Below are 22937 nucleotides of genomic sequence, written 5' to 3'. Positions count from 1 at the left end.
GTATTTTCTTGCATACGTCCTCCGGCCAGGGTTTCTCCTCTGCAACGCGAAGTCAGCAGCCCTAACGCGTTGTAACAGGAGACACTCATGTCCACAGCTCTAGCAGAAACCCCGGCGACAACAGCCAGACTTCAGGTCGTCAAACGCAACGGTACGCTGGTGGCGTTCAATCTTTCCAAGATCAATGTGGCCGTGACCAAAGCCTTTCTCGCAGTGGAAGGCGACCGGGCAGCAGGTTCCACGCATATCAATCGTGCCGTGCAGGAAGTGTCTTCTCAGGTCATGCAAGCCATAAGCCGGCGCCTGGAAGCCGGCGGCAAAGTGCATATCGAGGACATCCAGGACCAGGTAGAACTCGCGCTGATGCGACGCGGCGAACGGAAAGTGGCCCGTGCTTACGTGCTTTATCGGGAAGAACACGCCCGCCAGCGCGCGCAGGATGCTCCAGTAGAGGCGCACCCTCACCTAACCGTAAAAAAGGCTGACGGTGAAGTCGTGCCCCTGGACCTTGGATTGATGAAGCATCAGGTCGAGCAAGCTGCCCAGGGCCTGGAAGGCATCGACGGCGAGTCCCTGGTGGAGGACGCGTTACGTAACCTCTACGACGGCATTGAGGAGACGGGCGTGCTATCGGCTCTGATCATGACCGCCCGCGGCCGCATTGAGCAGGAGCCAGACTACAGCGCGGTCACTGCACGGTTACTGCTGGAGCAGATTCGCCTGGAAGTCGCCGGAGCGCTCAACCTGCCCGTCAACCTCTCCCTGGCAGCGTTCTATCCCCAGGCCTTCGATACCTTTATCCACGAGGGCATCGGTTACGAGTTGCTGGACGAAGCCCTTGCGGCCTTCGATCTGGACCGCCTGGGCAATGCCTTGCAACCGGAGCGAGACCAGCAGTTTGGCTTCCTCGGACTACAGACGCTGTACGATCGCTACTTTCTGCACTGGGACCAGGTTCGCCTGGAGCTACCCCAGGTGTTCTTCATGCGCGTCGCCATGGGCCTCGCCCTGCGGGAGGATGACCCCAACGCCCGTGCAGTCGAGTTCTACGACCTGCTTTCTAGTTTTGACTACATGGCCAGCACACCCACGCTGTTCAATAGCGGCACTCGGCATTCTCAGTTGTCGTCCTGCTACCTGACCACTGTGCGAGATGACCTGGACGGCATATATGGCGCGATCAAGGACAACGCCCTGCTCTCGAAGTGGGCCGGTGGCCTGGGCAACGATTGGACTCCGGTCCGGGCGCTGGGCTCTCACATCAAGGGCACCAACGGCCAGAGCCAGGGCGTCGTGCCCTTCCTGAAAGTGGTCAACGACACTGCCGTGGCGGTGAACCAGGGCGGCAAGCGCAAGGGAGCGGTCTGCGCCTATCTTGAAAGCTGGCACCTGGATATCGAGGAATTCCTCGAGCTGCGCAAGAACACCGGTGACGAACGCCGCCGCACCCATGATATGAACACTGCCAACTGGGTGCCGGATCTGCTGATCGAGCGCGTGCGTGAAGACCGGGAGTGGACCCTGTTCTCCCCCAGCGATGTGCCCGACCTGCACGACTTATACGGCAATGCCTTTCGAGAGCGTTACACGCACTACGAAAAACTGGCTGAACAAGGGCAAATCCGTCTCCACAAGAAGATTTCCGCCAAGCAGCTCTGGCGCAAGATGCTCACAGTGCTGTTCGAAACAGGCCATCCCTGGATTACCTTCAAGGATCCTTGCAACCTACGCTCACCACAACAACATCGCGGCGTAGTACACAGTTCCAACCTGTGCACCGAAATCACCCTTAACACCAGCGACGATGAAATCGCTGTGTGCAACCTCGGCTCCGTCAACCTGGCGGCCCATGTGCAGCACGGCGAGCTGGATGTCCAACGGCTGGAGCGGACTGTCACTACGGCGGTACGCATGCTTGATAACGTCGTCGACATCAACTTCTATGCCGTACCCCAGGCCAGAAACTCCAACCTCAAGCACCGCCCGGTGGGTCTTGGGTTGATGGGCTTTCAGGATGCGCTCTATAAACTGGGTGTGCCCTACGCCAGCCCGGAAGCAGTAGAGTTCGCTGATGTCGCGATGGAACAGCTCAGCTACTTCGCTCTCCGCGCCTCCGCCACGCTTGCCGCAGAACGTGGCGCTTATGAGAGCTATCCAGGCTCCCTGTGGGATCAAGGCATCCTGCCTATCGACTCCCTGAACCTGCTCAAGGAATACCGCAACGACGGCGACTTGAGTGTCGACACCAGCCTTCGACTTGACTGGGCCCCGGTGCGGGAGCTCATCGCCAGACATGGCATGCGCAACAGCAACGTCATGGCAATCGCTCCCACCGCGACCATCTCCAACATAGTGGGCGTTTCGCAGTCCATCGAACCGGCGTATCAGAACCTATTCGTCAAATCCAACCTCTCCGGCGAGTTTACCGTCGTCAACCCATCACTGGTCCGCGACCTGAAGGCCGAAGGCCTGTGGGATAACGTCATGGTCAACGACCTCAAATACTTCGACGGCAGCGTTCAGCAAATCGACCGTATCCCGACTGAACTGAAGGCCCGCTACGCCACCGCCTTTGAAATCGATGCAAGGTGGCTGGTGGAAGCAGCCGCCCGCCGGCAGAAATGGCTCGATCAGGGCCAGAGCCTGAACCTTTACATGGCAGAACCCAACGGCCGCAAACTGGACGCCCTGTATCAGCTGGCCTGGGAACGCGGTCTGAAGACCACCTATTACCTACGCTCCCTTGGCGCCACCGGCGCGGAAAAAACGGCCCCGGTCGCCGCGCCACAACCGCAGGTGTGTTCGATAGACGAGCCTGACTGTGAGGCATGCCAGTAAGCGCCGGCTCATCACTAAAGCACGACGAACGGGCCGGGTAGCGCTTTTCGGCAAACACTACCTGGTCCGGTCCTGACACCGAATTCTGCTGGCCAGACAAGAGAAGGCAACGACAATGCTCAATTGGGACGACGAACCAAACACTCGATCAACCACCACCCGGACTGAAGGCCCAGCCCCGGTCAACGCTGATGACAAACGCGTCATCAATGGCGAGACTGACATCAACCAGCTGGCGCCATTCAAATACCCCTGGGCCTGGGAATATCTCATGAACGCCAACAAGAATCACTGGACACCCCTGGATGTGAACATGGCCCAGGATGTTCACGACTACCACCACCGCCTCAACCCCGCGGAAAAGCACGTCTACGAGAATGTCCTGGCCTATCTCACCACCTCCGACATCCTGGCCATGCGCAACATCGGCCTGGCCGTGATGGAAAAGATGAGCGCTCCGGAATTACAGATTTACCAGGCAAGACAGGTGTATGAGGAAGCGATGCACACCTGGGCTTATCAGCACTGCATCGAAACTCTCAACCTGGACCAGAGTGAAATCTACAACCGCTACCGCGTGGTGCCCGAAATCTACGGCAAAATCCAGATGGCCAACCGTCGATTGGACGCCGCTATGCGCAGTGACCTTAATCTGCGCAACCGGGAGGACTTGCATGAATTCATCATGTCCTATCTTTTCTTCGCCGCCGTATTTGAGGGGACCTGGTTCTACAACGGCTTCAGTCCCATCTTCGCGCTCCAACGGCGGGGCCTGATGCGAGGGACCGGCGAACAGCTGCAGTACATTCTGCGGGACGAGGCCATGCACTTCTCTTTCGGCCTGAAGGTGGTCAATCAGATCATTGAGGAAGAGAACATCACCCTGGATCTCAGGGCTGTACAGGAGATGTGGGAAGAATCAGATGCAGCCGAAACCGCCTATGCCAACTACATCCTGCGCGACCCCATCCTGGGTTACTCTGCCGAGTATCACCGCGAACAGTTCCGCTTTGTGGCCAACCGCCGCGCAAGGACCCTGGGCCTGAAAGAACCTTTCCCAGGTGCGAAGAACGTATCACCCTGGCTTGATGAACAGGCCACTCTGCGTAAGGAAAAGAATTTCTTCGAAACACGGGTGATCGAATATCAGACGAGCGCGCAGCTAGACTGGTGATAGCCGACGATTGGTACCTGGATAGGGAACCTTGGATGACGGCAGCGTGATCTCGCGCTGACTGGGACTTCCATCTCACGCGACGGAAGCCCCCAGCGGGGCTTCTGCGCATCTAGCTGAAACGCGACCGTATCGGCACCTGAAATTCCGGACAAAAAAATACCCCAATCACCTTTCCAGGTTGTGGGGTATTTTGTTGGGTGTAAATCAATACTTTATCTAACTTATTGATCTACAACGGTATCTGGCGGAGAGAGAGGGATTCGAACCCTCGATACGCTATTAACGTATACACACTTTCCAGGCGTGCTCCTTCAGCCACTCGGACACCTCTCCGGATCTTGAAGGCAGGGTAACCCCTGTCTCCAAGGCGCGCTAATTTACCGAAACATGCCCGCTTTGGCAAACGCTATTTGCTTGAAAGCGCTATAAATTTGGCTGCCGCCAGCGGGACTCGCCGGTCAAATTTATCTTGGTACACTGCTGGGCGATTGTGGCCTGTGGAAGCCACCCCTATAACGAGGAAAAATCAATGAGCGCGCTGGTTAGCTACGAATTTGCTGAGGGTATTGCCCGACTGAATCTGGACAACGGCAAGGCCAACGCCCTATCGCCGGAGGTGTTTGCGGCGTTCAATGCGGCGCTGGACCAGGCCGAAGCTGACCGGGCGGTGGTGGTGATCAGCGGCAAGCCGGGGATTTTCTCCGGTGGCTACGATTTGAAAGTCATGACGTCCGGGCCGGACCAGGCGAAGGCGCTGGTTGAATTGGGTTCGACATTGTCACGCCGCTTGCTGTCCCACCCCTTCCCTGTCGTTGCGGTCTGTACTGGCCATGCGATCGCCAAGGGTGCGTTCCTGCTGCTGTCGGCTGACTACCGCCTCGGCGTCGAAGGGCCGTTCAAGATTGGCCTGAATGAAGTCGCCATCGGTATGTCCATGCACAACGTCGGCACCGAGCTAGCCCGCGGTCGACTGACGCCCGCAGCCTTCAATCGTTCGGTTATCAATGCCGAGATGTTCGAGCCGAACGCTGCAATGAACGCAGGTTTCCTGGATGACGTGGTTTCCGCCGACAGCCTGGAGGAACGTGCCCTCGAAGTCGCCCGCCAGCTCGGCTCGCTGAACATGACTGCGCATCGCAACACCAAATTGAAGGCGCGCCGGGATTTGCTTGAGTTGCTTGACCGCTGCATTGAACTGGATCGTCAACACGCGCTGTAACCCACGGTCAGCAACGTCCGGCGCAAATCGCCTGCAGGTTGAGTATCCTGTGCGCTTCCTCACAAGGGTTGAAGCAAAATGGATTCGATAACGCAGGCGATGTTGGGCGCCTCTATCCAGGGGGCGGTGTTGGGCCGCTGGCAAGGTCGTAAGGCGCTGGTATTCGGCGCGATGCTCGGCACTTTGCCTGATATGGATGTAGTCATTGATTTCGGCGACGCGGTGGCCGATGTGACCTATCACCGCGGCTTCAGCCATTCGCTGTTTGTCATTGGTCTGGTCGCCGTTCTGCTCACCTGGCTGGTACGCAAGGTCTGGCCAAACGCCGAGTACTCAACCCGCCGACTCTTCGCCTGTATTGCTCTGGTGTTGTTTACCCACGTTCTGCTGGACGCGTTCACCACCTACGGTACGCAACTGTTCTGGCCGTTGCCGACGCCGCCGGTGGCGATTTCCAGCATCTTTATTATCGACCCTCTATATACCGTGCCGCTGCTTGTTGCAGTGCTCGGCTGCCTGCTGTTCGGACTAAGGCGCAGCGGGATTCGCCTGCAGTATTTCGTACTTGGGCTAAGCACGCTCTATCTGGCCAGCACCCTGGCTGGCAAGCAGATGGCCGAACACAATCTGAACCAGGCGCTGCAGCGCGACTCAATCGTGCCGCAGCACACCTTCATCGCACCCGCGCCCTTCAATACGCTGCTTTGGCGCGTGGTGGCAGTCGATGGAGATGATTATTACGAAGGCCTGGTCAGTTGGCTGGATAGCCGTCCGCCCACACTTGAGCGGCTTTCGCGCAATGCCAGTGCCGCCATGCCCGCGTTGGATAACTCACCGCAACACGCACGGCTGCGCTGGTTTACCCTGGACCTGCTGCGCTATGACCTGATCGAGAATGAGTGGGTGGCCACTGACCTGCGCCTGGGCATGCCCGGCTACCACCCGTTCCGTTTTGCGCTGGCCAGACGCAGCCCTGAAACCGGTGCATTCGAGCCGATTCAGCATGTGGAGTACTGGCCGGAATCCGATGCGGACTGGTCACGCCTGGAAGACCTCAAGCGCCGGGCCTTCGATCAGGATTACCCGCTATCCATGGCGGCGCTGGCTGCGAATATGACTGACGCGCCGTCTGCCAACGACCCGAGCGCCGCCGATGACTGAGGCGTTGAGCCCCGCACTCTGCGATAATCGCCGCTTTTGCGCAGCACACGGGCAGCAATGATGATGACAGGCGATAGCGTCCAGGCAACTTCACAGAGCAGGAACCGGCTGGCAATGACGGCGGCGCTGATGGCGATCTTCACCACCATCTTCGCCAGCAATCTGCCTACGCCGCTGTATGCCGTGTGGCAGGTGCAATGGGGCTTTTCCTCGATGGCGCTGACGGCGATCTTCTCGGTCTACGTATTTGGCGTCGCCAGCACCCTGATCACGCTCGGCTCCCTGTCGGACAAGCTCGGGCGCCGCCAGGTGCTGGTACCGGGGTTACTGCTGACGATCATCAGCTCGGTCATGTTCATGTTTGCCGATGACATTGTGGATCTCGGTCTGGCCCGGGTGCTCACTGGCATCGGCACAGGCATCATCACCGGCGCAGCCTCCGCCGCCGTGGTGGAGATGGAACCTGATGGCAACTGGGCGCGCGGCGCGACGCTTTCTGCCCTGTTTTTCACGCTGGGCGCGTTCGCCGGGCCAACGGTCAGTTCTCTGGCGTTGCGCTGGGATATCGATGCCGGATTCTGGCCCTTCGCGCTTATCGTTGTGCTCTGCGTGACAACCATCGCTCTGCTGATCACAGCGCCCTGGCCGGCCCATCTTGGTCAGCGACGCGCGGATTTCAGCTGGCGTACCTGGCGCCCGACTACCATCAGATTACCGCGCGAAATGCTCGGTGTATTTGCCTTTGCCGGGGCGGCGATCAGCCTGGCGTGGTCAACCGGCAGCCTGTACGGTTCCCTCGGGCCATCGTTGGCAACCAATCTGGTGGGAATTGGTGACCGCTCTACAGCGGGATTGTTCGCTGCGGCCTGGCAGTTGCTGGCGGGTATGAGCCAGTTCGCCTGCCAGCGCCAGCCGGTCAGCCGCATGTTGTTGCTGGGCCCGTCCACGCTGATGATCGGATTGCTGGCGATGGCGGCGGCGGTCCTGTTCAGCTCGCCCTGGATCTTCGCCTTCGCCACCATCGCTACCGCCTTTGGCGCAGGGGCAACCGGCGTGGTGGCGATTGCTTCGGTAAGTGAAGTCGCACCGCCGGCTGAGCGCGGCGGCATCACGTCCGCGTTCTATCTGCTGGCCTATCTGACCATGGCTACCGTGGTGCTTTCGCTGGGCTTCGTCAGCGACCTGGTTGGGTTGGGCAATTCGATACTCGGCTTCACGGCCGTAGTGTCTGTCGCTGCGGTGGGGTTGATTATCGTTGCGGTACGCAGCGGCCGGGTAACACTGTTCAGCTGAACAACCAGCGCCACAGCATGAAGGCCGCCATGCCGCCGGCAATGGTCGCTAACAGGTTGCGCCATTTGGCGGCAATCCCGATCGCCGCCAGGCCGCCGAACAGATAGGCGTTATCCAACGAAAGCTGCCAATGCTCGCCATCCGGCATGAGCATCGCCGGCGCGACAATGGCGGTCAGCACCGCCACCGGAACGTAACTCAGCGCCCTGCTCAGCAGAGGGCTGAAACGCACCCGATGGCCTACGGCAAACAGCGTATAGCGAATGGCAAAGGTGATCGCCGTCATACCGGCGATGAGAAGGATCTCAGCGTGGCTCATCAGCGGCCTCCCCGGTTCGGTCCGCGCGGTTGAGCTGCTCTGCGACCAGCCCCGCCACCACGCCGGCCAGCGCAGCCAGGATCAGCCCCAGCTTGTAGGGCAGCGTATGCGCAACCAGCGCCACCGCAGCCGCCACCAGCGCTGAGACAATCATGGGGCGGCTGCGCAGCGAGGGCACCACGATCCCGATGAAGGTCGCGACCATCGCAAAATCCAGCCCCCAACCCGCCATACCCGGTAACGAGCTGCCCAGCAGCACGCCCACCAGAGTGCAGGCTACCCAATTGCTGTACATCGCCAGGCAGGAGCCGAGAAAATACCAGTGCTGGTGTTCCAGCGGCCCCTGCGAGCGCAGGTAATGGTTTTGCACAATGGCGTAGGTTTCGTCGGTCAGCCAGAAGGCCAGCGGAATGCGCCAGCGCTGCGGCAGGTGTTTGACGTAGGGCAGCAGGCTGGCGCTATACAGCATGTGCCGCAGATTGACGATGAAGGTGGTGATCAGGATCACCGCCAGCCCGGTGCCGGATGCAATCAAACTTGCAGCAATGAATTGAGCGGAACCTGCGAACACGAAGACGGACATCGCCAGGGTGGCGGCCACCGACAATCCGGACGACACCGCCAGGGTTCCGTATATGATTCCGAAGGGTGCAGCGCCGACGAGCATGGGGATGGTGTCCCGCGCACCCAGCAGCGCCTGTTTGAAACGCGACGACATGAATACTGACTCTGCGTGGTAATCGGGAAGACTAAGGCGCGATACGCGTCGCTTCAAGATACAGTTGGGTTGATACAGTTCGGAGAGGCCTGAGATGCGCTGTCGTTGAGCAGGCGCTCAACATCTCCGGGGCGCAGCGTTCGCTCGCTACCTGGGTGTGTCGTGCGCCTGCGCGACGCAATCCATTTCACTGTCTACTGCAAGGTCACGTAACGGCTGATCAGCGCACGCATCGCTGCGGGTTTGACCGGCTTGGGCAGAAAATCCAGGTCTGCCTGACGTATCCGCGTGACCAGTTCATTGCGGCCGTCTGCGCTGATCACCACGCCCGGCAGATCGGCGCCCAACTGCTCACGCAGCCAGCGCATCACCTCCAGTCCGGTGTCGCCCTCATCGAGATGAAAATCAACCAGCACCAGCTGCGGCCTGAAGCCCTCTGCGAGAATGCTGCTTACCTCGTTGCGATTGCGGGCAATGGCTACATTGCACTGCCAGCGGCCAAGGAGACTGCGCATACCGGTCAGAATATTCAGTTCATTATCGATACACAGCACCTGTGCACCACTCACCGCAGGCGCTGCCTGGGTCTGATTGGTCTGTTTGCCCTGCCCGCTTGAACGAGCGATCGGCAGAGTGACGCTGAACACGCTGCCGCGCCCCGGCCAGGAACGCACCGCCAGTTGATGCCCGAGCACCCGGCAAAGACCATCCGTTATCGCCAACCCCAGGCCGAGGCCCTTCTCGGCCTGGTTGCGATGACTGTCCAGACGCTGGAATTCCTCGAAGATGATCTCCAGTTTGTCGCGTGGAATCCCCGGTCCCTGATCCCAGACTTCGATCCGAACGCGTTCACCGACCCGCCGCACACCGAGCAGTACCCGCGAGTTACCCGCATAGCGAAACGCGTTGGTCAGGAAGTTCTGCAGGATTCGGCGCAGCAACCGCGGATCACTGCGCACAGGCAATCGACTCGCACGTACACGCAGATCCACGCCCTGCTCCGCCGCCAGTGCGCCGAACTCGATGCGCAGGGTGTCGAATAGCTCACTGAGCGGGAAATCGCTCCACTCGGGGTTGATTCGGCCGGCCTCCAGGCGCGACATATCCAGCAGGTCGGAAATCAGATCCTCAGCCGAGCGTAGCGATGTATCCAGATGCCGCACCAGCTCCTGCGCTTCGGCTGGCAGATTCGGCTGATGGGCCAGTGAGGCAGAAAACAGTCTGGCGGCGTTCATCGGCTGCATCAGGTCGTGGCTGACCGCCGTCAGGAAGCGCCCTTTGGATTGGCTGGTACGCTCGGTTTGTGCCTTGGCCTGAATCAGCGCCTCGTTCAGTTCAGACAGTTCCCGGGTACGCTCGGCCACACGTTGTTCCAGGCTTTCGTTGGCTTCCTTGAGTCCCTGCTCGGCTTTCTTGAACGCTGTGATGTCGGTGAAACTCATGACGAACCCGCCGCCAGGCATCGGGTTGCCGATGATTTCGATAACCCGGCCGCTGGGAAACAGGCGCTCTGAACGGTGCGCGGTGCCGCGGCGCATCCAGTTGATGCGCTTGTCGACGTGGGACTGCGGGTCACCCGGGCCACAGAGCCCGCGCTTGGCGTTGCACAGAATGAGATCCGCAATCGGCCGGCCAATCACGATCAGCCCTTCCGGGTACTCGAACATTTCCAGGTAACGCCGGTTCCACGCCACCAGCCGCAGCTCCTTGTCCACCACGCTGATGCCCTGGGTAATATTCTCGATCGCGCCCTGCAGCAGTCCCCGGTTGAACTGCAGCACCTCGGTCGCTTCGTCGACGATGCGCACCACATCGTCAAATTGCATGTCGCGGCCCTCGATTGCAGCTTTCACCACGACCCGCGCCGATGACGCACCGAGTACGCCGGCCAGCAAGCGTTCGGTATGGGTAATCCAGCTGCTGTCGGCCGCGACGGTGGAGACCAGAGCCGTATCTTGCGCCGCGGCGAAGCGCTCGAAACTGGAGTAGGCACGCTCTTCGCCAACGAACCGCGAAGCCAGCTCAAGCAAGTCATTCACCGTTACGCGCAACAATGAGCGGCTCGGACCATTGGCCCACATCTGGCCGTCTTCGCTGACGAAGCGACTGGCTTGCCAGTGTTCCAGGACACGGGTGCGGCTCGCCTGGGAGACAACTACAAAGGCAGCGAAATTGCAGGCCAGCGCAATCAGGCTGCCCAAGGTGATGTTGTCGATGGGCAGTCCAAACGAGTCGCCATGCAGCTGCGCCAGCAAGGGCCAGCCGCCCAGATTCAGCCCCAGGCCACCACCAATTGCCGGAACAATCAGCAGATACAGCCACAGGCTGATACCGATGGTAAGCCCGACGAATACACCGGTGCGGTTTGCCTGCTTCCAGAACAGCGCGCCGAACATGGCCGGGGCAAGCTGGGCGATTGCAGCGAAGGCAATCTGACCGATATTGGCCAGGCTGCCTGCCGAACCGATCAGCCGATACACGACGTACGCCAGCAGAAGGATCACCAGAATACTGGTGCGCCGCACGTTGAGCAGCGATCCGCGAAACTCTTCATAGGACTGTGCGGAGCGATGCCGGTTGCGCAGCAGCAAGGGCATTACTACGTCATTGGATACCATAGTGCTCAACGCAATGGCCGCCACCACGACCATGCCGGTCGCGGCGGAAGCACCGCCAAGAAAGGCCAGCATTGCCAGCACCGGGCGGCCTTCGGTCAAGGGAATACTGATCACATACGAATCGGGAGAGACGTTCGGACCGAGGGTTATCTGCCCGGCGAGGGCGATGGGTATAACGAACAACGCTGCCAGAATCAGATAGGCGGGAAAGACCCAGCGCGCCAGACGCAAGTCTCCCGGCTGAATATTCTCCACGACGGCGACCTGGAACTGTCGCGGCAGGCAGACAAACGCAAGTATTGCGATAAAGGTCTGGAACAGGATGCTGGTATGCAGCGTTTCGCGTTGCCAGTATTCCTCAAGCTCTGGGGTGGTCGCAGCGCGCTCGAACAGATCCCCGAAGCCGTTGAACAGACCGAAGGTGACAAAAGCGCCCACTGCGAGAAATGCCAGCAACTTGACCAGCGACTCGAAGGCAATCGCCAGCATCATGCCGCGGTGGTGCTCGGTCACGTCCAGGCTGCGCGTGCCGAACAGGATGGCAAACAGCGCCAGCACCAGGGTCACCGCCAGCGCCGTATCTTCAGCCACGCCGCCCTCGCCTTCAACCAGCCCGTCCGCCGGGGACGGTGCGCTCAGGAGGGTGTAGCCGAGCACGATGCCCTTCAATTGCAGCGCGATATACGGCAAAACGCTGACCAGACACAGCAGCGTAACCATCACCGCCAGCCCCTGGGATTTACCGTAGCGCGAGGCGATGAAGTCGGCGATGGAGGTAATATTCTCCTGCTTGCTGATCGCAATCATGCGAGCGTAGATACGCCAGCCAAACAGGAACAGCAGCACCGGCCCGAGATAGATTGGCAGAAACGCCCAGAGCTGCCCGGCGGCCATGCCGACCGCACCGAAGAACGTCCAGCTCGTACACCAGACCGCCAGCGACAGCCCGAACACCCACATACGCAGACGCGGGTTGAACTCGCCCGGCTTTCGGTCACCCCAGAACGCTATCGCGAACAGCAGGACGATATAGAGGATGAAAATCGTGGCGACCAGCCCGCCGGTGAGCATCATGAGCAGTAGGGCCTGTTGTGCAAAGTCATAGTTTGGCAGCGGCCCCGGGCTTTGCCCAGAGAGGCATGTTCAGACAAAAGTCGGGGTTGCTGCGCGGGCGCTTCAGCCGAGCAGCACCAATCCCCAGACCACCGCGATCAGGCTCAGGCTGATCAACTGCGCGGCACTGCCCATATCCTTGGAGGCTTTGGAAAGCGGATGACGTTCCAGCGAGATCCGGTCGATGGCCGCCTCGATCGCTGAATTAAGCAGTTCGACAATGAGCGAAACCATGACACTGCCAATCAGCAGTGCGCGGGAAATAGCATCCAACGGCAAGATCAGCGCCACCGGTATGAGCACCGCGGCCAGCCACACCAATTGACGGAATGCGGCTTCACCCCGGTAGGCCACAGCCAGGCCGTCCAGCGAATAACCCGTCGCACGCCACACCCGACGCAACCCGGTCACGCCCTTGTATGGGTTTTCTTCCATCCGTTCGATCCTGGCTATTGCGCGGCGCGCGTTAGTTCCATATGTTGCAGTGCGAGGGCCGCCTGGGTACGGGTGCGGACGTCGAGCTTGCGAAAAATCGCTGTCACATGCGCCTTGACGGTGGCCTCGGAGACGTTCAGCTCATAGGCGATCTGCTTGTTGAGCAAACCATCGCAGACCATGGTCAGCACCTTGAATTGCTGGGGCGTCAAACTGGCCAACTGGGCACTGATGTTCTTTTCTTCATCGGACAACGGGCCAGCGTCGTCGACCGCAGGGGGCCAGCATACGCCACCATCCAGCACTTCCTGTACGGCCTGCTGGATGCCCTCGAGTGTTGACGACTTGGGAATGAAACCACTGGCACCGAAATCCTTGGCACGCTTGTATACCGGCGCCTCTTCCTGCGCGGAAATCACCACTACCGGGATATGCGGATACTGCCCGCGCAGCAATACCAGGCCAGAAAAGCCATAGGCTCCCGGCATATTCAGATCGAGTAGCACCAGGTCCCAATCCTTTCGCGTTTCAAGCAACGATTGTAATTCGACGATGCTTCCGGCTTCGGTCAGCTGCACTTCTGCTTCGAGGCCGTTGCTCAGCGCCTGACGCAGTGCGCTGCGGAAAAGCGGATGATCGTCGGCGATCAGAATGTCGTAAGTGGGGCCCATGCCTGGATTTCCAATTGAACTGTTATTGTTATCAATGGTTAGTCCTTCAAACAGCAGCGAGAGCGTGCCAGCTGGCGGCAGTGGCGTCAATTCGCATCGGCGCGCCATGGCGCGATCACAGCGCTACTGTATCTGTTTTGCGCGCGCCTCGAGGTTCATACTCTCCGCCTTTTCCAGACGGTTGTCGTTCATGAATATTCGAACCTATCGGGCCGACGCCCTGATGCTCATTACTGCCCTGATCTGGGGCAGTACCTTTGTCGCCCAGAGTCTTGGCATGGAACACATAGGGCCCTTTCTTTATACCGGCCTGCGCTTCCTGCTCGGGGCCCTTGTGGTGCTGCCACTGGTCCTGCTGGCGCGACCGCAGACCGACCAGCCTCACCGCCAGTTTAGTCGACCGATGGTTCTCGGCAGTCTCGTGCTTGGCACGGTGTTGACGCTGGGCATCAACCTTCAGCAGATCGGGCTGATGTTCACCAGCGTAACCAACTCGGGCTTCATTACCGGGCTCTACGTCATTCTCGTACCGATATTCGGTCTGTTTATCGGTATGCGCACCGGCGTGGGCACCTGGATCGGCGCACTGCTTGCGCTGGTAGGCATGCTACTGCTCAGTATCAATGAGGATTACAGCGTAGCCCCCGGGGACTGGTTACAGCTGATCGGCGCCGCCTGCTGGGCGCTCCATGTGCTTCTGGTCGGTGCATTGGCAAGCCGCTACGATCCGATCCGCGTTGCCTTTTTGCAGTTCGTTGTTTGCGCGCTCATCAGTCTGATGCTGGCGCTGATCTTCGAGGAGCTGGATTGGCACAATATTGTCCTGGCCGTCCCGGCGATTCTGTATGGCGGACTGCTGGCGGTAGGCATCGGCTTCACCTTGCAGGTGGTCGCGCAGAAGGATGCTATTACCTCCCACGCCGCCATCATTCTGAGTCTGGAAGCCGTGTTCGCCGCCCTGGCCGCCTGGCTGGTCCTCGGCGAGACACTCAGCCTGCGCGGCCTTATCGGTTGCGCATTGATGCTGAGCGGCATGCTGCTGGCGCAACTCGTACCCATTTACCTCGAGCGACGCCGTACCGTTGCCCCGGTGCAGCAAGAACCGGCGGGGCATCATTGAGCTGCAAGCAGCGCGCCAGCGGCGAGACCCCGACCAACGAACCACTGTCCTGTGGCGCGGTCCGACAGTTAGAACCTTTCTTACAGCAGATGGAGATCTCATGCGTTGGTTAAGTCTTGTCCTAGCCTTGTCCGTAGTCGTGCCAGCGCACGGGGCGTCGCTTCGCGACATGCAGTTGCAGAAAATGCTCGAGGACGTCGCGGTCATCAGTAGCGAAGGCACCCCGCGAGCGATCAACGAGGAGATCACCGACGAGGGCTTCACGGTCGATGGCAAACAGCTGGTCAATATCCTGTCGGTACGGCCTGCTTATGCGAAAAAGCTGCAAGGCGACCCGCTGGTTGTTCGCACCCAGCTCCAGGCCAGCGTCTGCGAGAACCAGCGTTTCCGCCGATTGATGGATCTGGGCGCCACGCTGACTTATCACTTCGTTCTGACCGGGTCCACGCAACCGGTCCTGACCCAACGTTTCATTGCCGAACATTGCCAGGCGCTCTGACTTGAAGCGGGCATGACGCAGGTCATGTCACAGGGAGGCGGAAGGATTGATAATCAATTTTTCCCAATCTCAGGAAGATATCCATGGCATCACTTACGTTTCACGGTGCAGTTCGACAGGTAACCGGTTCCTGCTATCTGCTGGAAGCCAACGGCGATCAGGTGCTGATCGAGTGCGGCATGACGCAGGGCGGCAAGCGCGACGAGCTTCATAATCGCAACCGCTTTCCCTTCGACCCCGCTGCGCTGAGTGCGGTGGTGATATCCCATGCCCATCTTGATCACTCGGGACTGCTACCCAAACTGGTGGCCGAAGGATTCAGTGGTTCGATCTATCTGACGCCTGCCAGCACCGATCTGCTGGGGCTGATGCTCAAGGACGCAGCCGGCCTGCAGGAGCGCGACACGGAATGGGAAAATCGCTGGCGACAGCGGGCCGGCAAACCCTTGCTTGAGCCCTTGTATGTTCAAGCCGACACTGACGCGGCGCTGGAACTGTGCAAGCCCACCGATTATCAGCAGCCAACCATGATCGCCCGTGGTATCGAGGTATGCTTCCACGAAGCAGGACACATACTGGGCTCTGCCATCGTGGAAATCAGCGTGCATGAGGAAGGCGAACGCACCCGTCGACTGGTGTTCTCCGGCGACCTCGGCGGGCTGGACGCCCCGCTGCTGCGTGACCCGGCCTTCCTTGAGCAAGCGGATCTGGTGCTGATGGAATCCACCTATGGCGATCGCGACCACCGGAACAAGCAGGAGACCCTGACAGAGCTGCAGGCGATCCTGGAACGAGCCTGGAAGGACGGCGGCAACGTGCTGATCCCCTCCTTCGCCGTAGGCCGCACGCAGGACCTGCTCTACTATCTGGGCAAGTTCTACCAGGCGGGACTGCTCAAGCAACACACTGTGTTCCTCGATAGTCCGATGGCAATCGCTGCCACCAGAATCTACGACCGCTACCATCACCAGTTCAGCGAAGAAGACCAGGCGCTGATCAAGGGCAGCGGCAAGGGCACGCTGCGCGACTGGTTGCCCATACTCAAATGCACCCAGACGCCGGATGAGTCGATGGCGATCAACAAGGTCACCAGCGGCGCGATCATCATTGCCGGAGCGGGCATGTGTAACGGCGGTCGAATCGTCCATCACTTCAAGCACAACCTGTGGCGTAAGAACTGTCATGTGATCTTTCCCGGTTTTCAGGCCAAGGGCACCGTGGGGCGTCGCCTGGTGGATGGCGAGAAACAGATTCGCGTGGTGCATCAGAGCCTGGCGGTCAATGCTCAACTGCATACGCTGGGCGGCTTTTCGGCACATGCTGGCCAAAGCGATCTGATCGGTTGGCTAAAGCATTTTACCAGTGCCCCCGAGGTATATCTGGTGCATGGTGAAGAAGAAAAGAGCCAGATACTCGCAGCGGCAATCAAGGAGCAGTTGGGCATACAAGCCAGACTCCCGGAACAAGGGCAGAAGATCACCTTGTGATCAGCCCCCATGAGCGAGCAGGAGCGATATATGTCGGATGATCTGAACACGGTGGGGTATCTGAACCGGCACTTGCGCACCGGAGACACCGGCATTCAGGACAAGGTCGATGATCTCATCAACGCCTGCCAGGGCAGCAGCGAGAACGCAGCGTTATACAAGGAAATGGTCCTGACTGTGGTGCGCATGGCCCAGGCTGACCGGGACCGCTGGGATGCCAAGATCATGCTGCAGACGATACGTGAACTGGAACAGGCGTTCGCGCGGCTGGAACTGTTCAAACGGCGGCGCAAGGTCACCGTATTCGGCTCGGCGCGCACGCCTATCAGCCACGAGCTGTATATGCTCGCCAAGAAGATGGGCGCGGCGCTCGCGCGCAATGAGTTCATGACCATCACAGGTGCAGGCGCAGGCATTATGGCTGCCGCGCACGAGGGCGCCGGGCTGGATAACAGCCTGGGGTTCAACATCACCCTGCCCTTCGAACAACGCTCGAATGACATAGTGCGTGGTACCGATCACGAGCTGCCGTTCAAATTCTTCTTCCTGCGCAAACTGTTTTTCGTCAAGGAGGCAGACGCGCTGGTGCTATGTCCGGGTGGGTTCGGCACGCTGGATGAAACACTGGAGCTCCTGACGCTGATCCAGACAGGCAAGAGTCCGGTAGTGCCGGTTATCCTGCTGGATCTTCCGGAGGGCGGATTCTGGAGTGGCCTGGTGGAGTTTTTCCGGCATCAACTGTGTGAATCCGGCTACATCGGCGAGTCAGATCTGAATCTCATGACCGTGGCCCATTCGCCTGACGAAGCCATGGAACACATCCTGCGGTTCTACAGTAATTACCATTCAGCACGCTGGGTCGACGGTCAGTACGTTATCAGGCTGTACCGCCCGCTGACTGAAGCGGCAATGGAGCTGATCAATAAGGAGTTTGCGGGGATCTGCAAGGAGCCCGGGTTTCATCAAACACATGATTCACCGAGCGAATCAGACGAACCCGAGTTGAAACAACTGGTACGACTGGGATTTGTGTTCAATGGCCGCGATCACGGACGTTTACGCGCGTTGATCGACGTGCTCAATCAACCTCATAACCAGCAAAACCACGATACTGCATGAAGCGAAGCTGCTTGGCGCGCTCTCTGGCGTCCCGCGCCTCGCCTTCCGGAAAGCGCTTGTGAAATGTCTCGCGGGCAAGCGCGCTCCAGTCATAGACCTCATCGCGCAATATCGAATCAATCAGATGTTCAGCCACACCGCGCTCGCGCATTTCCTGGCGTAACCGCTGCGGCCCGTACCCTCGCTGGGAACGGGCGTGAACATAGGCTTCGCAGAAGCGCTCGTCGCTGAGCAGCCCGTCGTCTTCCAGACGGTCCAGCTCCACTTCAAGCAAATCAGCCGGCGCTTCGCGCTGACGTAACTTGCGTTGCAACTCCAGACGGGTATGTTCTCGCCGCGCCAGCAAATCCAGCGCGGTGCGGCGGATGGCTACCGGGGTCTCGAGTCCCTTGCGACCGAACATATGTCAGTGACGAAGCGGATCAGGCGTCCGCTTCGGCGCTATCCTCAACCACAGCACCTGGCTTGCCGGGCTTGGGCAACAATTTTTCACGGATCGCCTTTTCAATTTCTTCAGCAATCGCAACGTTCTCGGCCATGTACTTGGCAGCATTTGCCTTGCCCTGACCGATCTTGTTGCCCTTGTAGCTGTACCAGGCGCCTGCTTTCTCAACCAGACCGATCTGCACGCCCAGATCGATGATCTCGGCATTGTGATAGATGCCCTGACCGTAAAGAATCTGGAACTCAGCCTGACGGAACGGCGGCGCAACCTTGTTCTTGACGACCTTGACGCGGGTCTCACTGCCAACCACTTCGTCACCTTCTTTCACCGCACCCGTGCGGCGGATGTCCAGTCGTACGGAAGAATAGAATTTCAGCGCGTTACCGCCGGTAGTGGTTTCCGGGTTACCGAACATAACGCCGATCTTCATACGGATCTGGTTGATGAAGATAACCAGGCAGTTGGCGTTCTTGATATTACCGGTGATCTTGCGCAGCGCCTGGGACATCAGACGCGCCTGGACACCCACGTGGTGATCACCCATTTCGCCTTCGATTTCGGCCTTGGGCACCAGGGCAGCCACGGAGTCGACAATGATTACGTCGACCGCGTTTGAACGCACCAGCATGTCGGTGATCTCAAGGGCCTGCTCACCGGTATCCGGCTGGGACACAAGCAGGTCATCCACATTCACGCCCAGCTTGCCAGCGTACTCGGGGTCCAAAGCATGTTCAGCGTCAACGAAGGCGCAGGTGGCCCCTTGCTTCTGAGCCTGAGCAATGACCGACAGGGTCAGCGTGGTTTTACCTGACGACTCAGGACCATAGATTTCAACGATCCGGCCCTTGGGCAAGCCGCCAAGACCCAGGGCAATATCAAGCCCCAGCGAACCGGTGGAAATCGACGGAATGGCCTGGCGTTCATGATCGCCCATGCGCATGACCGCGCCCTTGCCAAACTGACGTTCAATCTGACTCAAAGCCGCCGAAAGCGCCTTCTTCTTGTTGTCGTCCATTGTGCATCCTCTTGGAGTGGCGGGAGCGGTAGCGCCCGGACTACTGGAAAAACTACTGTATATTTGGTCAGTATTATTCCACAGTTGCTGAAGCTCGCCTACCCCCCTATTTGATCAGGATGATGATCGGTTCGCAGCGAGGCGTTCAACCTCGATAACCAGGCCTTCCAGTGCCTTGAGCACGGTATGCGCGCGCACTTCACGACGATTGCCCTGCATGCGCTTGCAGTGGCTGACTACGCCCTTGCCCCGAATAGCCCAGGCAAACCAGACAGTGCCGACCGGCTTTTCCGGCGTCCCGCCATCAGGCCCGGCAACACCGCTCACCGCTACCGCCAGATCCGCATCGGCTGCCTGCAAAGCGCCCTGCGCCATTGCCCGGACCACAGGCTCGCTGACTGCGCCATGGGTTTCGAGTATGTCCTCCGGCACGCCCAACCAGTGGGATTTGCTGCGATTGGCATAAGTAACGAAGCCTGTTTCAAACCAGGCCGAGCTACCGCTTACCCGCGTGATGGCTTCGGCAATACCACCGCCCGTGCAGGACTCAGCCGTGGTGACCTGCAGACCCAGCCGCCGCAAGCCGTTGCCCAGCCGGGCGGCTACGGAATCGATCAAGGGGTCGTATTGAGACATCGTGCACACCTCTTCATTTGCGCTTGAAAAACCGCGACTGCTTCACTTCAGCGTGTCCGGCCACCCTATCATCCCAACGCCGCAGACCCCAGAAACACACACGAAATGCGCGGCAAACCGTCAGGTCTTGGAACCGATTGAAACCATTCTCCCACACTGCCAGCCGCTTTTCGCGAAGCGAATAAAGCCACCTATAAACAGGTTCTCATCGCGCTGCCAGAGCCATGTTGATGCGCCGCCGGCATGGTAGACTTTCGGCATCGGAGCGGCTGTATTTCCTGTCAGTACAGCGTGATTTCCGTATGAGATAAAAGTTTTCCTGTAATGGACAAAGCGATGCACGAGAATAAAAAAGGTTCCGGATTTACGGGACATGTGCCCGACCAATTGTTCGAAGCCAAGCTAGAAGGCATTCAGGACACTTCTCTCGCCGAGCAGCGCCGGGATCAGATATGCGACGCAGCGCTCGAACTCTTCCTCAAGAAAGGCTTCGCCTCGACCACGGTGCGCGATATCTGCGCGCTTTCAGGGGTCAACCAGGCGAGCATCTACGACTATATCGCCAACAAGAACGACATCCTCAGGCGATTATTGAACAAGCTCTGGTTTCGCTCGGGCGTGCCCAATCTGCATGAACTGATGAAAGAGCACCCGCAGGAGTCGCTGGAAGACTGCGTCAGGTTGTACCTGAGCGAATCCTGGACCAAGAAGCGCAAAGGCACGTTACTGGCTTATCGCACAGTGCCGCATCTGCAGAAGGACGACCGCGACGCCATGAGATCGCGCGATCAGCTGGTGATCCGGCAGATGGCCGAGAAATTCCGGCATCGAGCGGGTCTTGCCGAGGACGATCCCCGGGCGGAAATCATCTCGAATCTGATCATTTACCTTGCAGGCTTCGGTCCGCTACGCGACTGGCTGCATCAGGATATTGACGATGACGTCATCGTCAATACCGTCGCTGCGGGCGTTACCGCAATGGTTGAGACGCTCGCACACTCTGTAGAGCAGCCGGAGCCACAGCCCAGCTGACTGCACACTCTTCTCGCCTGACAAGAAAAAGCCCGGAAACCGTTACTGGTTCCGGGCTTTTTCCTTCTACCGGTGCAGTCGCTGGCCCTTAGGCCAGGCTTGGCTTCATCCGGTTTTGACTCCACACAAGCGCTATCAGTACCGCCGATGCCAGACCACCGATGATGGTCGTCATCAGACCCGGAAAGCTGAAGGCGAAACCGGCGACGAACAGCGGTATACGCTGCCAGGGTTTCACATGTCCGGCGCCCAGCAGATAACCTTCCAGACCGCCCGAGATCAGCATGATGCCGATGATGATCGACGGCAGCACATACAACAGCGGTGTCAGATCACCCTGCAATACCAACGCCGGCTGGAACAGGAAGAACAGCGGTATGAAGTAGATCACGATGCCCAGACGCATGGCCGTGAATGACGTCTTCATCGGCTTGGCCCCGGCCATGGTGCCGGCCAGGAACGCAGCAGCCCCTACCGGCGGCGTGATCACCGAGAGCATGGCGTAGTAGACGATGAAGAAGTGCACCGCGATGGTGTTCAACCCACCGACTTCAATGATCGCAGGCGCCAGCGTGACCGCCAGGAAGATGTACGCCACGATCGCCAGCCCCGCCATTCCCATCACAAAGCAGGCGACGATACCGAAGAAGATCACCATGAACACATTATCGCCACCCAGGCCTATCAGACCCGAGGTCAGGGACCCTGTCACACCCGTGATGGTCAGGGCGCTGACGACGAACGCAATGGGCAGGATGATCGCCGCGGTCTGCGTAATCAGCACACCAATCTGTCGCATCGCGCTATATAGCCGCTTCGGCGTCATACGCGTTTCTTTGTTGAAGAAAGACAGGCCGATCATCAGGATGCAGGCGTACCACGGGGTGTAGTACTCCCAGCGCATGTACAGCAATCCCCAGATCAGGAACACCAGTACCAGAAGGAATGGCCAACCGCGCATCAGGACTTTGCGAGTGGAAGGGAGGCTTTCGACCGGCATACCTTTCATGCCAGTGCGGGCCGCGTAGGCGTCCACCTGCAGGATCAGACCGAAGTAGAACAGCAACGACGGAAGAATCGCAGCAATCATGATGACCGCGTAGTCGACGCCGATGGTGATGGCCATAACAAAGGCAATGGCCCCCATTACCGGCGGCATCACAACGCCACCGGTCGAAGCACACGCTTCGATAGCACCAGCATAATGTGCCGGATACCCAGCCTTCTTCATCGTTGGAATAGTGATGGAACCCGTTCCGGCGATATTTGAAAAAACTGAACCCGACAGGCTGCCCATGAAGGCACTGGCAACCACCGCCACTTTGGCGGGACCGCCGCGATAGCGACCGAAGCTGGCGTTTGCCAGGTCGATGAAGAAGTCGCCTGCGCCCGTTGCCAGCAGGATGCCGGCGAAAACCAGGAAGCCGAGGATGATCTCCGCAACGATCTTGGTCGTAATTCCCATCATCCCTTCAGTGCGGAAGACGTGGGCTTCGATCATGTGATCAAACTGGTAGGGAATCCCCATCAACAAGCCGGGGAGGTAATCGGCAATCAGGGGGTATACCCCGATGACTGCAACAACCAGAAGGAAAGGAGTGCCCCCGCTGCGCCGGGCCAGCTCCATCATCAACAACCAGACCACGATTCCCCAGTACAGATTGCTCCATCCGGCTTGCGCCATGTCCCAGGCGTTGATCGCGAAGAATATCCCCACCCCCAGCACCAGCGCGGCAGCAGCCAGGTCATAAACGGGTACTTTGAACTGGTTGGCTTTTGCAGGCAGCGCAATGAATGCGGCCGCCCCGAAAAGGCCGATGAAAATCCAGTAGTACTCACCTTCGAGCAGCCGGTGCCCGGCAAAGGTAAATCCAAAAATATAGGCAATGCCGGCCAGCAGCCCGCCTACACAAAGCAGGACAAACAGGATGCTTTGCCAGGAAGTGGCGTCGCCCAGTCGGGTCACTTCAGATTTGTGCTCAACACTTTCAACAGGAGCGGCATCAGCTTTCATGGAACTGT

At 59.1% G+C, this 22937-nt stretch carries 19 protein-coding genes and 1 tRNA gene; 10 read left to right on the top strand and 10 right to left on the bottom strand.

What is annotated here, in order from left to right; genetic code table 11:
* Window positions 1-87: 87 nt before the first annotated feature.
* Both HG264_RS18270 and HG264_RS18265 read left to right on the top strand, forming a co-directional pair.
* A complete protein-coding gene (locus HG264_RS18270; protein ID WP_169408935.1) occupies window positions 88-2838 on the top strand; it encodes a ribonucleoside-diphosphate reductase subunit alpha in 2751 nt (916 codons plus the stop codon).
* A 115-nt stretch (window positions 2839-2953) separates the two neighbouring features.
* Entirely contained in the window at window positions 2954-4012 is a 1059-nt protein-coding gene (locus HG264_RS18265) for a ribonucleotide-diphosphate reductase subunit beta (protein WP_169408934.1), read from the top strand.
* A gap of 245 nt (window positions 4013-4257) precedes the next feature.
* On the opposite strand, the gene HG264_RS18260 is transcribed toward HG264_RS18265, so the two are convergent.
* Window positions 4258-4348: transfer RNA gene (locus tag HG264_RS18260), tRNA-Ser, on the bottom strand.
* Window positions 4349-4544: 196 nt separating this feature from the next.
* Here HG264_RS18260 and HG264_RS18255 point away from each other — a divergent pair.
* From HG264_RS18255 to HG264_RS18245, 3 genes are all read left to right on the top strand, one after another.
* Complete coding sequence (locus HG264_RS18255) at window positions 4545-5234, top strand: crotonase/enoyl-CoA hydratase family protein (protein ID WP_169408933.1); 690 nt, start codon at window positions 4545-4547, stop codon at window positions 5232-5234.
* Between the two features lie 78 nt (window positions 5235-5312).
* Window positions 5313-6395, top strand: a complete 1083-nt coding sequence (locus tag HG264_RS18250; RefSeq protein WP_169408932.1) for a metal-dependent hydrolase — start codon at window positions 5313-5315, stop codon at window positions 6393-6395.
* A gap of 114 nt (window positions 6396-6509) precedes the next feature.
* On the top strand, window positions 6510-7688 hold the full coding sequence (locus HG264_RS18245; RefSeq protein ID WP_169408931.1) for an MFS transporter: 1179 nt from the start codon (window positions 6510-6512) through the stop codon (window positions 7686-7688).
* Here HG264_RS18245 and HG264_RS18240 read toward each other — a convergent pair.
* From HG264_RS18240 to HG264_RS18220, 5 genes are all read right to left on the bottom strand, one after another.
* Window positions 7681-8007 carry an AzlD domain-containing protein gene (locus tag HG264_RS18240; RefSeq protein ID WP_169408930.1) on the bottom strand — a complete coding sequence of 109 codons (327 nt, stop codon included), beginning with the start codon at window positions 8005-8007 and terminating at the stop codon, window positions 7681-7683. The two genes, HG264_RS18245 and HG264_RS18240, sit on opposite strands and share 8 nt — an antisense overlap.
* Window positions 7994-8725, bottom strand: coding sequence for an AzlC family ABC transporter permease (locus HG264_RS18235; RefSeq protein ID WP_169408929.1), 732 nt, complete (start codon window positions 8723-8725; stop codon window positions 7994-7996). Before HG264_RS18235 ends, HG264_RS18240 begins: the two co-directional genes overlap by 14 nt.
* A gap of 194 nt (window positions 8726-8919) precedes the next feature.
* Window positions 8920-12417, bottom strand: a complete 3498-nt coding sequence (locus HG264_RS18230) for a NahK/ErcS family hybrid sensor histidine kinase/response regulator (RefSeq protein WP_169408928.1) — start codon at window positions 12415-12417, stop codon at window positions 8920-8922.
* 102 nt (window positions 12418-12519) lie between these two features.
* Window positions 12520-12891 carry a diacylglycerol kinase gene (locus HG264_RS18225; RefSeq protein ID WP_169408927.1) on the bottom strand — a complete coding sequence of 124 codons (372 nt, stop codon included), beginning with the start codon at window positions 12889-12891 and terminating at the stop codon, window positions 12520-12522.
* A 14-nt stretch (window positions 12892-12905) separates the two neighbouring features.
* Window positions 12906-13562, bottom strand: a complete 657-nt coding sequence (locus HG264_RS18220) for a response regulator transcription factor (protein ID WP_169408926.1) — start codon at window positions 13560-13562, stop codon at window positions 12906-12908.
* Between the two features lie 190 nt (window positions 13563-13752).
* On the opposite strand from HG264_RS18220, the gene HG264_RS18215 reads away from it, so the two are divergent.
* The 4 genes from HG264_RS18215 to HG264_RS18200 all read left to right on the top strand — a co-directional run bounded on the left by HG264_RS18215 (window position 13753) and on the right by HG264_RS18200 (window position 17787).
* Entirely contained in the window at window positions 13753-14682 is a 930-nt protein-coding gene (locus HG264_RS18215; RefSeq protein WP_169408925.1) for a DMT family transporter, read from the top strand.
* Between the two features lie 100 nt (window positions 14683-14782).
* A complete protein-coding gene (locus HG264_RS18210; RefSeq protein ID WP_169408924.1) occupies window positions 14783-15181 on the top strand; it encodes a PA3611 family quorum-sensing-regulated virulence factor in 399 nt (132 codons plus the stop codon).
* Window positions 15182-15264: 83 nt separating this feature from the next.
* Entirely contained in the window at window positions 15265-16668 is a 1404-nt protein-coding gene (locus tag HG264_RS18205; RefSeq protein WP_169408923.1) for an MBL fold metallo-hydrolase RNA specificity domain-containing protein, read from the top strand.
* A gap of 30 nt (window positions 16669-16698) precedes the next feature.
* Window positions 16699-17787 carry a TIGR00730 family Rossman fold protein gene (locus HG264_RS18200; protein ID WP_169408922.1) on the top strand — a complete coding sequence of 363 codons (1089 nt, stop codon included), beginning with the start codon at window positions 16699-16701 and terminating at the stop codon, window positions 17785-17787.
* Here HG264_RS18200 and HG264_RS18195 read toward each other — a convergent pair.
* The 3 genes from HG264_RS18195 to HG264_RS18185 form a co-directional block, all read right to left on the bottom strand.
* Window positions 17747-18190, bottom strand: a complete 444-nt coding sequence (locus HG264_RS18195) for a regulatory protein RecX (protein ID WP_169408921.1) — start codon at window positions 18188-18190, stop codon at window positions 17747-17749. The genes HG264_RS18200 and HG264_RS18195 overlap by 41 nt on opposite strands.
* A 19-nt stretch (window positions 18191-18209) precedes the next feature.
* Window positions 18210-19247 carry a recombinase RecA gene (gene recA / locus HG264_RS18190; protein ID WP_169408920.1) on the bottom strand — a complete coding sequence of 346 codons (1038 nt, stop codon included), beginning with the start codon at window positions 19245-19247 and terminating at the stop codon, window positions 18210-18212.
* A gap of 114 nt (window positions 19248-19361) precedes the next feature.
* Window positions 19362-19883 (bottom strand): CinA family protein, encoded by a 522-nt coding sequence (locus tag HG264_RS18185; protein WP_169408919.1) that lies wholly within the window; start codon window positions 19881-19883, stop codon window positions 19362-19364.
* A 336-nt stretch (window positions 19884-20219) separates the two neighbouring features.
* Between HG264_RS18185 and HG264_RS18180 the strand changes: the two genes are divergently transcribed.
* Window positions 20220-20915 (top strand): TetR/AcrR family transcriptional regulator, encoded by a 696-nt coding sequence (locus tag HG264_RS18180; RefSeq protein ID WP_169408918.1) that lies wholly within the window; start codon window positions 20220-20222, stop codon window positions 20913-20915.
* A gap of 88 nt (window positions 20916-21003) precedes the next feature.
* Here HG264_RS18180 and HG264_RS18175 read toward each other — a convergent pair whose 3' ends face one another.
* Window positions 21004-22929, bottom strand: a complete 1926-nt coding sequence (locus tag HG264_RS18175; protein ID WP_169408917.1) for a TRAP transporter fused permease subunit — start codon at window positions 22927-22929, stop codon at window positions 21004-21006.
* Window positions 22930-22937 lie beyond the last annotated feature (8 nt).

Origin of the sequence: Pseudomonas sp. gcc21 (assembly GCF_012844345.1) — a bacterium.
In the GTDB taxonomy this organism is placed as follows: domain Bacteria; phylum Pseudomonadota; class Gammaproteobacteria; order Pseudomonadales; family Pseudomonadaceae; genus Halopseudomonas.
The sequence above is the reverse complement of the archived record's forward strand: the minus strand, read 5'-3'. Positions and strand labels throughout refer to the sequence as shown.